Source organism: Butyrivibrio sp. AE3006 (assembly GCF_000424165.1).
Taxonomy (GTDB): domain Bacteria; phylum Bacillota; class Clostridia; order Lachnospirales; family Lachnospiraceae; genus Butyrivibrio.
In genome coordinates, this window is sequence record NZ_AUJJ01000025.1 from 1 (window position 1) to 11,762 (window position 11,762).

Consider the following 11,762-nt stretch of genomic DNA (forward strand, 5'->3'; position numbering starts at 1 on the left):
TGATATGATACCTCCAAAGTAGATAGGTTAAATAACCAAAGTCTACTTTGGAGGTATTTTTGTGTTTTCTTATAAATATAGTGCAGCGCAAAAAATCAGAGCTTGTGAAGATTATCTGTCGGGAAAGTATAACTCTTATGATGTATGTGAGCGTAATGGAATTCATTATAATAAAGAAACACGTTCAGATTCAGCACTGAGACAATGGGTTGCGAAGTATAAACTTAGAGGAGCGAGTGCTTTTTCGGATGATCATTCGACGGCGAAATCGTATTCTTCAATTACTAAAATAAATGCAGTTGAGGATTATTTATCAGGAAAAGGATCAATAACAGACATAACTGCTAAATATGATATCTCAAGCACGACGGTTTTAAGACGGTGGATAAAAAAGTATAATGCCAATAGAGAGCTTAAGGATTATGATCCTAAGCGGGAGGTCTATATGGCAGAAGCTAGAAGAAAAACCACTATTGAAGAACGTAAGGAAATCGTTAAGTACTGCATTGATCATGATCGCGATTATAAAGGTACAGCAGCCACCTATGATGTTTCCTATACACAGGTGTACAGCTGGGTGAGGAAGTTTGATGCTAACGGAGAAGACGCCCTCATTGATAAGCGTGGACATCACAAAACAGATGATGAAGTTAATGAACTTGAACGCTTACGCAGAGAAAACCTGCGACTTAAACGACAGCTTCAGGAAAGGGATATGACTGTTGAACTGTTAAAAAAAGTGAGAGAATTGGAAGGGATGTGAGGCTCGGTAAGGTTAGGTTTGAGTGCAAATATATAGCAATACAGTCTTTCTACAATGAAAAGCACTGGAGTATAAACTGGATGTGTAAAACACTGGGTGTATCACACGCAGCTTATTACAAATGGCTTAATCGGGAGATCCCCGAAGAAGAACTAGAGGACCATAAGATTGCTGAACTCATAAGAGAGTATGACGATCGCTTTGGCCATATCCTTGGATACAGACGTATGACACTGTACATAAATCATTTCAATGGTACTGAATACAAGGTCAAACGCATACACAGGATCATGAAGGCTCTTGGGATCCATGCCATTATACGTCAAAAGAGAAAACAGTATACGTATGCTACACCGGAAACAGTTGCAGCAAACAAGCTTAACAGAGATTTCCATGCTGACAAACCTAACGAGAAGTGGGCTACTGACGTTACAGAATTCAAGATTCCAGAGGTCAATAAAAAACTATATCTAAGCGCTATTCTGGACCTCTATGATCGTGTTCCGGTATCATATGTAATCAGTACAAGAAACAATAATGCATTAGTTTTCAAAACATTTGATAAGGCAATAGAGGCATATCCGGATGCCACACCTCTGTTCCATTCAGATCGTGGATTTCAATACACCAGCAAAGTATTCCAAATGAAGCTTCAGAACCAAGGAATGGATCAGTCAATGTCCAGGGTTGGACATTGCATTGATAATGGTCCTACAGAGGGATTCTGGGGAATAATCAAGACAGAAATGTATGCAATGTATGACATAAACGACGAAACATCGCTCAGAGATGCAATAGAAAAATATCTCCACTTCTACACATATGAACGTCCACAGGAAAGATTTAAAGGAAAGGCTCCGGCAGAAGTACGTCAGGAAGCTCTGCTCACAGACACTCCAGAGGATTATCCTATTGCGGAGAACAAGCGCATCCAGAAGTACAAGGCAAAGTGGGCAGCATAATCATCTATCAAAAACGAAGCCAGAGTCTGGCGACTCTGCCCTTGAATAAAGTGCGCTAAAGCGCACAAATATCCTTGATCTGCTTGACTACAGAATAACTGTCAGGAAATATCAGTCAACCCCAACGCCGCTCCGCGGTGCGCTTGGCGCAGGGTTGACAGTTATTTCCTGGCAGTTATAGTAGTCAACAAGCAGACCAAGGATAAATATGATGGATACAACCATCGACAAAGTAAAAAGGTGATCACTGTTTATGTGACCACCTTTTCGTTTGATGTTATTTTGTTTGTTTTGCCTGTCTACTTGACAGACCCCAGATCATTTTTTCACAGCCCCTTTTTGCATGTCTATAATTATGAAAGACTCACCTCTTGATTCTCTTCTTAGCAGGCATAATGGCATCCCTTGGACATACAAGCATGCACAGGTGACAGCCTACACACTTACTTCCATCAAGCTTTGGTACACGATCATCAAAACGAATTGCCTGATGTCCGCCATCATTACAGGAAATGACACACCTTCCGCAGCCGTTACATTTATCAAGGTCAAAGGAAGGGAATAGAACACTGTCTCTCTCAAGGACATCTGTGGTATCGCTCACGCTTTCAAGTCCTGCTCCTATTATATCTTTTACAGACTTTATACCCATCTGTGCAAGGTAGTAGTTCAGTCCCGACTTAAGGTCATCTATTATCCTGTATCCATATTGCATGACTGCCGTCGTGACCTGTAAAGAACCTGAGCCCATCAAAATGAATTCCAGGGCATCTCTCCAGGTCTCTATACCGCCCATACCTGTGATGTGCATATCCTTTAATGCGGGATTCTGTCCCATCTCAGCAATAAACCGCAGAGCAATGGGCTTAACAGCATTGCCGCTATAACCGCCAACAGCTGATTTTCCTCTGACTGCAGGCTGTGAAACATAGGTATAAGGACTTACACCTACTATACTTTTAATGGTATTGATAGCAGCTATGCCATCTGCGCCGCCTCGAAGAGCCGCTTCTGCAGCAGGGCTCATGGTGGCAACGTTGGGAGTAAGCTTTGCCAAAACAGGAATAGTGGTACTCCTCTTAGCAGCTGCTGTGAACTTTTCAACCAGTTCCGGCACCTGTCCTATATCAGAGCCAAGGCCATCCTCCTGCATGTTAGGGCAAGAGAAATTAAGTTCTATAGCATCAGCACCATTATCCTCACAAAGCTTTGCAAGGGATTCCCACTCTGCTTCATTTTGTCCCATGATGGATGCAAGAATAAATTTTGTGGGATATTTTTCCTTAAGGCGCCTGAAAATCTCCATGTTTTCAGCAACGCTGTGATCCGATAACTGCTCAATATTTTTAAAGCCTATGATGCTTCCGTTATCTCCTTTTATTGCAGAAAAACGTGGTGATGCCTCATGAATATCCAGAGAGCATATAGTTTTAAAGCATACTCCTGCCCAGCCTGCTTCAAAGGCTCTTGCACACATATCATAGGTGGATGCAACAACAGATGATGATAACAAAAATGGATTTTCCAAAGAAACTCCGCATATATCGCACTTAAGCCTGTCCTCATTATCCGGAAGCTCTATCTCAGCCATGGGACGAACCTTTTCATTAAGCTTACTCATTATGCTTTTGATTGGGACTTTTCCGCTGTTTATACAGGCTTTCTCACAAGGCGCATCACACCCTGCGCAGACATTTTCCTTGGGAAGTCCCAGGGATGCCACATCCTGATTATCGAACCAGATTCCAAGCAGTGCCTTTGCGGGATCAAGATGCGGGCAAGCGCCGCTGCAGGGAGCATCCTTACACAAAGAACATGTAATAATATCCGATCTCTTTATAACGCTGTTAATTATCATATGTTTTCCCCCTCATATTTTTAATTATCACGTTTTATTATTTCTATTTTACAATTACAAAAGACGAAAAAGCTACTACTCATTTCATAAGTAGTAGCCCTGTAATTCATATGATATATTGCCTTGCATGATTCCTGTAAAATGACTCATTCCATTTGGGATTACTATTCCTGATATAACAGATATCGTCATCCATGTAGGATTTTATCAACATCTCGACATTATTATTTTTAGCATACCTAATATAAAATCTCATGGCATCAGCGATAACATCACCCTTACCTTTATCGATTGCTATGCAGACATGCTGATTGTATGGATAAATTCCTCCAACAATATCAGAATCCCATTCCCTCTCATCCGGATAGGTGGTCATGAAAATTCCAAAAAGGTAACCCTTGTCAGAATAGGCCTCCATACGAACGGTGTTATCATATCTCTCCGACACAAAAACATCGCAGGAAAAGCTCTCTGAAATAGCATTTCTGAGAGAATCCTCATCAAAAATCACATCTCTTAACAGTGCATCATAATCTAATGTCGACATTAATCCCCTTAACCCCAAAATATGTCAAACGTCAGTGATAATTAAATTTTAAATGTATTTGACGCTCTTTACAAGGATTAAATCAAAAAAATATATCCTTCTTCACTTTTCACCACTTCACGGGCAGATTATATTGCTATTGTCTGTGTTTTCTTAAATATCTTCTTTTTCTGAAGCACTCCTGGCACATATTGTACTGATAGGACCATTTGAGCTTTTTGCCGCAATATGCGCATGACTTCAGATTGAGCTTTTGCTTATCAAGAATCGTAAATATCTTTTCCGATATAAGACGCTTCCCCTCAAGTATCTTATATAGATCCTCCATATCTCCAAAGGCCCTTGTAAAAGCATATAAAAAATCAAATATAGAGCTTCCAATTTCAAGGTGCAGCAGAGCATCCTTGGATTCTTCATCCACAGTATCTGCACCAAATTCAGCCATGGTCCTTCGAATATCAGGCGAGATGCCGTCATTCACCAGCTTGTAATATTCAAGGTACACGCCGAAAATATCCCTGTTGTCCTGGTTGATAGGAATCCTTATGAATCTTCTGATAAGCTCCCTGTTGTCGCTGATACTTTCAAGGGCTCTTGCAATACTTATTTTCTCTGATATGTCACCCTTGTTGTAGTACTTTTCAGCGGGGATCTTATTCCAGGTATCAAGTATCGCCGAGATTTTTCCATCCTTATGGAGGAAGTCCTCAGGGATATTTATCATAACCTGCCTAAGAGGAATCATTCTGCTAAAAAGAAGTCCCTCGATGGTCTCATAATCGTAGTAGGAGGTCACATATCCCGTATCATATTTTCCGTATCTGCCTGCTCTTCCGCCTATCTGCTTTACTTCTGAGGAGGTCAGTGGTCTTTCGTTTATACCGTCATATTTTATGGTCTGCAGGAAAACAATTCGTCTGATAGGAAGATTCATGCCCATACCGATTGCATCCGTAGCAACTACCACATCTGTGTCACCGTCAGCGAATTTCTGGGCTTCTCTGTGTCTAACATCATAGGGTAAGGATCCGTAAATAATACTGCACTTAACTCCATGATCCTGGAGCTCAGCCGCAACAGAGTGTACATCTTTTCTGGAAAAAACTATGAGGGCATCGCCCTTCATAACATCAGAAGGGAAATTAAAATCAACAGCGCTCTCATCCATTACAAGAGGAGTCTTGCGCTCATGGTACTGAACCTCATATTCATCACCGCAGGACTCTATCATGCGAATAAGAAGGTTTTCAGCATCACCGGATGCGCAGATATGTATGGTCTTAGCCCTTGCCCCGAGAATTGCTGAAGTCCAATAGCCACCTCTTTGTCTGTCGGCAGCCATCTGTGCTTCATCAATTACAGCCATATCCCACTCTTCGCTAAGATCAAGCATCTCTATGGTAGATGACTGATGAAAAGATCCGGGCATAAGAATACGCTCTTCACCTGTGATCATGGAGCAGGGTACACCCTCTCTGTTCATCTTCTCATATTGTTCATAGGCAAGAAGCCTTAGAGGCGCAAGATAAATTCCGCTCTCTGACTTTTTCAGGTCTTCAAGAGCCTGATAGGTCTTACCCGAATTGGTGGGACCGATATGAATGATGAACTTCCTCTTTTCCTGTCTTGCAAGAGGAAAAAGCTTCGTATAGTCATTGGGCGTGGAGGTCTCAATAGTTTCAAAAAGAAGCCTCTTGGCATCCATTGTTTTTTTATAACGCCTTGCAGCCCTTTGATAATTGGGATTTTTAAGAAGCTGTTCAAAGACCACATGCTCAGAGATATTGTTTTTACAAAAAGCTGCTATCTCCTTTATGCGTTTGGAATCTCTAAGGTACTTCATAATGACCTTGGCGATCACCTTTTTCCTTACGGAGGTGATGAATTCCAAAATCTCTGTATCATCGGATTCCCAAAGAATATCCAGAATGACCTGTCCCATTTCCGGCATGATCTGCATGAGATAAACAGCATTTATTCTATTCTGAAAATCCCTGCAAAATCGCTCTATGGTAGAAGATGATATCTCCTGCTTTTCGTTTTTACCATTTTCGCCGCGAACATCAATATAGATCTTCTCGGTTTTTAGAATATCAAGAAGTTCACTGTAAACCGCAAAGGATATGGTGATATGCTCTCTCTTAAAGTATTCGTCAAAAGCTTCCTGGGGAAATCTTTTTTTGGCTTCCTTAAGCTCTGTATTAAATTGGGCTTTTTTTATGGCAAAACTACTTTTGTGTCTTCTTTTCATAGATTATTCCAAACTCATCATTCAATCGGCCTAAAATATATTCAGTCCGAATCCTTCTTTTCATCACCTACAAACAGAGCTCTGTATTCACCGGGAGCCATTCCCTTTTCCTCGTGGAAAACCCTGTTAAAGCTGGGTATGCTCTGGAATCCGGAAAGCATGGCGATCTTGGTCAGTGTCATATCATTCTGTGTAAGGAGTTCTGTGGCTTTCTCAAGCCTTATGGTATTAAGCCACTTGGAGTAATTCATTCCGGTAACGTTCTTAAATATTCTGGAAAAATAATCCTTACTTATGCCTGCCATCTGGGCCATGGCTCCCTGCGACAGATCATCGGCAGTGAGGTTATTCTTGATATACTCGGTGACTCTTATCATCCTTCGCATAACATCATCCTCGTAGCCACGGGACTCTTTTCCGCTGATCTCTGGAACAAATTCTTCTCTGTGTTCATCCAGTGTCAGCATGAATTTCATAAGAAGCATGCAGCATCTAAGCTCCCTGTTGGGAACTCCTGATAAAAAGATTTCCTTCATCTCATCAGCTATAACCCTTAGCTGCGCAACGAGCTCCGGATGGGAATTAATGCAAAGAACATGTAGATTTCTATAAAAATGCATTATTCTCTGAAGATCAAAAAGAGAATTCATAAACATGTTACTGAACTGGATGACAAGAGCTTTCTCTCTGTCCGCATCAACTATTGCATGCATCTCCATGGGCCATATCAGCACAAAATCACCTTCAACCAGATTGTAGGTGTCCTGATTAACTTTGAAAATATTGGTTTTTCCAGGGCCTACGAGAATTATCTCCCCGTATGAATGCCAGTGCGCTTTATAGCTGCGCTGCTTAAAGCCTGTAGATAAATTAAAGGCACTTGAATTGTCAAATTCGTAGTTTTCGTATTTACTGTAATCCATTATTCTGTCCCATCTATTAGCAATAGAGTTATCATTTGACAAAAACTGATAACATAAACATCAATTCTTAAGAAGAATCATTTTTTTGACAAGCCTATATTACATATTGTTATTTTTGAATTTATGGAGCTTAATTCTATATGAAAAATTATACTACAGATATGACTACAGGAAACCCTGTAAGGCACATATTATTATTTGCGTTACCCGCACTTATCGGAAATATCTTTCAGCAGATTTACAACATAGCTGATTCCATAATAGTCGGTCGTTTTGTCGGAGCTCAGGCTCTGGCTGCAGTAGGAGCAACTGCTTCCATAACTTTTCTGTTTTTTGCACTGTGTAATGGAATCGGAAGCGGAGGCGGAATAATCGTTTCGCAGTTCTATGGTGCTCATGATGATGACAGAGTAAAAAAGACTATCGTAAATACAGGAATCATAATGATAATTGTTCCGGCGATTTTCGGAACGATAGGTTTTATTTCGGCAGGTCCTCTGCTCAGGGTGCTTAGTACTCCCGAAGTTATATTGCAGGATGCGACCTCGTATGTTCGTTTTATGTGCATAGGTCTGATCTTTGTATCAGCTTACAACTATTTAACCGCAATGCTACGAGCTCTTGGCGATTCCAAATCGCCGCTTTATTTCCTGATTGTGTCAGCGATCATAAATGTCTGCCTTGACATTGTCTTCGTTTACTTTTTCAAGATGGGAATAAAAGGAGCAGCCCTTGCAACCATCATCTCCCAGTTCATTGCGGCAGCAAGCTGTGCAGTTTACGCTTATAAGGTAAACCCCTACTTCAGACTTGAAAAGAAGGACATTGTATTCGTCCCCGGTCTTGCTTACAAGGTTATACATCTCGGCGTACCGATGTCACTTCAATTTGCCCTTATAGCCATTTCCTCAATGGCTGTACAGCGAATAGTCAATTCTTACGGTACTGTGGTTGTCGCAGCCTTTACAGCTACCAGCAGAATTGAGCAGCTGATACACCAGCCCTATGCAACACTCGGAGCATCAATCGCAACATTCTGCGGCCAGAATTACGGTGCCGGTAGACATGACCGCGTTCAGACAGGGTATAAAAAAGGACTTGTCATGATGGCAAGCCTCACTGTAGTAATGGTAATCGCTATGCAGCTTTTTGGCGGTGCAATAACCGCACTCTTTGTATCTGAGTCCGAAGTTATAGCTCTAGGAACAATGGGTCTTAAAATAACAAGTCTATTCTATATCGCTCTTGGCGTTATCTATGTGGTTCGCGGCGTCCTTACCGGAGTTGGAGATGCATTCTTTGCTCTCTTCAATGGAATCATAGAAGTCGTAGGGAGATTTACCATTCCCATCCTTATCACCCAATACATGGGTATGGGCGAGATGGGAATATGGCTCTCCACAGGAATCGTATGGGTTCTTAGCGGATTCACTGCATGGCTTAGACTAATAACTCAAAGGAGTGTATCATTCAGCGTCGTTAAGAATGCCTGAAGCATTACTCTGAATATAATTCATACGGGCGTAGCTACCACCCAGGGTCACAAGTTCTTCATGTGTACCCTCCTCGGTAATGCGTCCGTCTTCTATTACAAGAATCTTATCTGCATTTCTTATCGTAGACAGGCGATGCGCAATAGCTATGATGGTGTGATTGCCTGTAATCTGAGAAATGGATTTCTGAATCTGCTGCTCAGTCTCCACATCAACGGATGCTGTAGCTTCATCCAGAATGATTATAGGTGATTTTCTAAGAATCGCTCTTGCTATGGCAACTCTCTGCTTCTGGCCTCCTGAAAGTCTGAGTCCTCTCTCACCAACAAGAGTATCGTAGCCATCAGGCATTGCAAGTATAGCTTCATGAATATTTGCAGCCTTGGCAGCTTCCATGATCTCATCAATACCTGCTTCCGGTACCGCATATCCAATGTTTTCCGCAATTGTTCCGTTAAATAAAAATGTATCCTGAAGTACAGGCGAAATATTTTTCCTAAGACTATCAAGGGTTACATCTGCTATATCATGTCTATCTATGAAAATATGTCCCTCTGTAGGTTCATAGAATCTAGAAATAAGCTGTGTCAGCGTGGTCTTACCAACCCCGGTAGGTCCCACAAGAGCAAGCATTTTTCCGGGCTGACAATGGAAGGATACATTCTTTAAAACAGGCACTCCATCGCCGTAAGAAAAGCTTACGTTGTCAAAACAGATATCTCCGCTGACATTCTGAAGCGGCACTGCATCCTTTTTATCAACGATCTCACAGGGTGTATCCAAAACTGCTATAACACGCTCTGCACCTGCCATGGACTGCTGCATGTTTTCAAGAAGGTTCGCCATTCCGGTGATAGGTCCGTAAAATAGACTGAGGTACAAAAGAAATGCAACAATATCTTCAACCCTTACCTCCTGACGATATGCCAGATATCCGCCAAAGCCCACAACGAGAATGGTTCCAATTGAGGAAATAAATTCAACTGAAGGATGGAAAATCGCACTTATTTTAAGGGCGTGAAGCATTGCTCTTATATGCTCAAAATTTTGCTCATCAACTCTCTCTGTCTCATATTCTTCGCGGCCAAAGGACTGGATCTCCTGAATTCCCGAAAGGTTATCCTGAAGCTTACCGTTAAGCTCACCCATCTTTTTCTGGGATATTCTAAAGAAGGGTCTTACCTTTTTGGAAAAGATCACTCCCGATAAAAGAATAAGCGGAATCGGCGCACAGGTTATAAGTGCCAGCTTTAAATTAATGGTAAGCAGCATTACAAGAACGCCAAAAAATGTAACAAAATTGGTGATGGTCTCAGGGATTATGTGAGCATATAAAAGCTCAAAATCTCTTGTGTCATTTACCACGCGGCTCATGAGATCACCGGTCTGCTTATCGTGAAAATATCCAAGATGCATGCGCTCAAGCTTTTCATAAACCTTGGTTCTAAGATCGCCCACAAGGTACCATGCTGCCTTATGTGCAAGATAATTACTTAAGAATCTAAAGAGGATTCGCATAAGATAAAGAACAACAAGTCCTACTGTAAGAAGACCGATTTGATGAAGTCCATCCTCATCTATCCCTCTTTCCACAAGACCTGTCATTGCAGACAAAAGCTTTGGAGCTGCCAGATTAATGGCCGTCAGCATCAGTGTAGAAAAGATAGCGATTATGTAAAGCTTTCTGTACCTGATAGCCTCGCGGCTAAGTCTCCATAACATTTTCATGATTTTCCCCAACCTTTTTTCAAAATTTCTGCTGCCCTTTTCCAGATTAAGGACATAGATACCGTTTAATGATAGCATAGGCAGATTCGCCTCACTTCTTAAAGATTGGCATATTATCTATCATTTTTTGTTATGAAAATGTGTATCCGACTTTTGAGATATGGCATCTCATGTATAATGATAAGGTGAGGAAAAATTATGCTTCGTGATAAGGATATCCGGGAGCCTCTTTTTGATTTTCTTGAAGAGACTTATGGAAAAATAAGAATAATTGAAGAAAAGACCATGGGCAAAAGCCGTGCCGATGTTGTGATGGTGACATCAGACAGTATCATAGGTCTTGAGATAAAAAGCGACGCCGATACCTATGCAAGGCTTACGCGGCAGGTGAAGGACTACGACAAATTCTACGACAGAAACATTGTGGTGGTAGGTACCAGCCACGCCATGCACATCGAGGAGCACGTGCCTGATTACTGGGGGATCATTACTGTAGAAACTGTGGGTGATGAATGCGACTTTTATTTCCTAAGACGTCCAAAAATCAATCCCAAAATGTCCCCTGAAAACAAGCTTCGAATCCTTTGGAGACCAGAGCTTTTTGAACTGCAACAGATTTATGACATGCCAAAGTATAAGGATAAAAGTAAGGACTTCGTCATAAAAAAGCTGGCAGAGCGGATTCCTGAAAAAATAGATAAAGACGATCTTGATTTTCATATCAGCAGGATTCTGTTTGAGCGTGATTACACAAAAGCCGATGAGACTCTGAAGGAATACAGAAAGGGCGAGCTTCAAAAGGCTATAGAGCAGGAAACTGATCCCGAAAAGAAGCTGGCTCTTATGGTGGAGCAGGCAGAAAAGGGGCTAAACTTTATGCCTCGGAAAAGAAGAAAGAGAAGGCGATAAATGTTTGAATTCATTCATCACCTTCTCTTTTTTTATTTTCTGTTTTGGTAATCCAGTCTGTGCCCCACCGCAGACATAACCGATTTTACTAAGAGAAGTGTGGACCATTACGTTATCCCCGGCCTTAAGTCCCACCTCTGCAAGTGACTTCTTTATTTCTTCTTTTGTAACTGTTTTCATGATAAATCTCTCCTCCTCGTCCCTCTACTGTGTAATCATACCGCCAACTTGTTAACGATACAATGATAATTTCTTGACAGCAATGGCTTAAACACTTAAAGTTAGTATGTTGTGTTATTTTTATAACAAACATGAAAAAAGTTTTGGA

10 protein-coding genes are annotated in these 11,762 nt (G+C 41.4%); 4 read left to right on the forward strand and 6 right to left on the reverse strand.

Annotated elements, in window-relative coordinates:
* Positions 1-61 precede the first annotated feature (61 nt).
* Together G603_RS0112945 and G603_RS0112950 are read left to right on the forward strand one after the other, a co-directional pair.
* Positions 62-763 carry a helix-turn-helix domain-containing protein gene (locus G603_RS0112945; RefSeq protein ID WP_051207548.1) on the forward strand — a complete coding sequence of 234 codons (702 nt, stop codon included), beginning with the start codon at positions 62-64 and terminating at the stop codon, positions 761-763.
* Positions 760-1,725, forward strand: coding sequence for an IS3 family transposase (locus G603_RS0112950; RefSeq protein WP_026669667.1), 966 nt, complete (start codon positions 760-762; stop codon positions 1,723-1,725). The genes G603_RS0112945 and G603_RS0112950 overlap by 4 nt, the downstream gene beginning before the upstream one ends.
* A gap of 364 nt (positions 1,726-2,089) precedes the next feature.
* On the opposite strand, the gene preA is transcribed toward G603_RS0112950, so the two are convergent.
* The 4 genes from preA to G603_RS0112970 form a co-directional block, all read right to left on the reverse strand.
* Positions 2,090-3,583 carry an NAD-dependent dihydropyrimidine dehydrogenase subunit PreA gene (gene preA, locus G603_RS0112955; RefSeq protein ID WP_026670494.1) on the reverse strand — a complete coding sequence of 498 codons (1,494 nt, stop codon included), beginning with the start codon at positions 3,581-3,583 and terminating at the stop codon, positions 2,090-2,092.
* A gap of 106 nt (positions 3,584-3,689) precedes the next feature.
* Positions 3,690-4,130 carry a hypothetical protein gene (locus tag G603_RS0112960; protein ID WP_026670495.1) on the reverse strand — a complete coding sequence of 147 codons (441 nt, stop codon included), beginning with the start codon at positions 4,128-4,130 and terminating at the stop codon, positions 3,690-3,692.
* A gap of 136 nt (positions 4,131-4,266) precedes the next feature.
* Entirely contained in the window at positions 4,267-6,381 is a 2,115-nt protein-coding gene (locus tag G603_RS20335) for a helicase-related protein (protein WP_051207856.1), read from the reverse strand.
* A gap of 41 nt (positions 6,382-6,422) precedes the next feature.
* Positions 6,423-7,304 carry a helix-turn-helix domain-containing protein gene (locus G603_RS0112970; protein ID WP_026670496.1) on the reverse strand — a complete coding sequence of 294 codons (882 nt, stop codon included), beginning with the start codon at positions 7,302-7,304 and terminating at the stop codon, positions 6,423-6,425.
* Between the two features lie 140 nt (positions 7,305-7,444).
* Between G603_RS0112970 and G603_RS20340 the strand changes: the two genes are divergently transcribed.
* Positions 7,445-8,797: an MATE family efflux transporter gene (locus G603_RS20340; protein WP_035793179.1), complete on the forward strand. Its 1,353-nt coding sequence runs from the start codon at positions 7,445-7,447 to the stop codon at positions 8,795-8,797.
* Here the strand turns inward: G603_RS20340 and G603_RS0112980 are convergent.
* Positions 8,771-10,525 (reverse strand): ABC transporter ATP-binding protein, encoded by a 1,755-nt coding sequence (locus G603_RS0112980; protein WP_026670497.1) that lies wholly within the window; start codon positions 10,523-10,525, stop codon positions 8,771-8,773. The two genes, G603_RS20340 and G603_RS0112980, sit on opposite strands and share 27 nt — an antisense overlap.
* Positions 10,526-10,723: 198 nt before the next feature.
* Here G603_RS0112980 and G603_RS20345 point away from each other — a divergent pair, with 198 nt between their 5' ends.
* Complete coding sequence (locus G603_RS20345) at positions 10,724-11,434, forward strand: sce7726 family protein (RefSeq protein ID WP_155832678.1); 711 nt, start codon at positions 10,724-10,726, stop codon at positions 11,432-11,434.
* Here the strand turns inward: G603_RS20345 and G603_RS22630 are convergent.
* Positions 11,393-11,614, reverse strand: a complete 222-nt coding sequence (locus tag G603_RS22630; protein WP_035793182.1) for a hypothetical protein — start codon at positions 11,612-11,614, stop codon at positions 11,393-11,395. The two genes, G603_RS20345 and G603_RS22630, sit on opposite strands and share 42 nt — an antisense overlap.
* Positions 11,615-11,762: the final 148 nt, after the last annotated feature.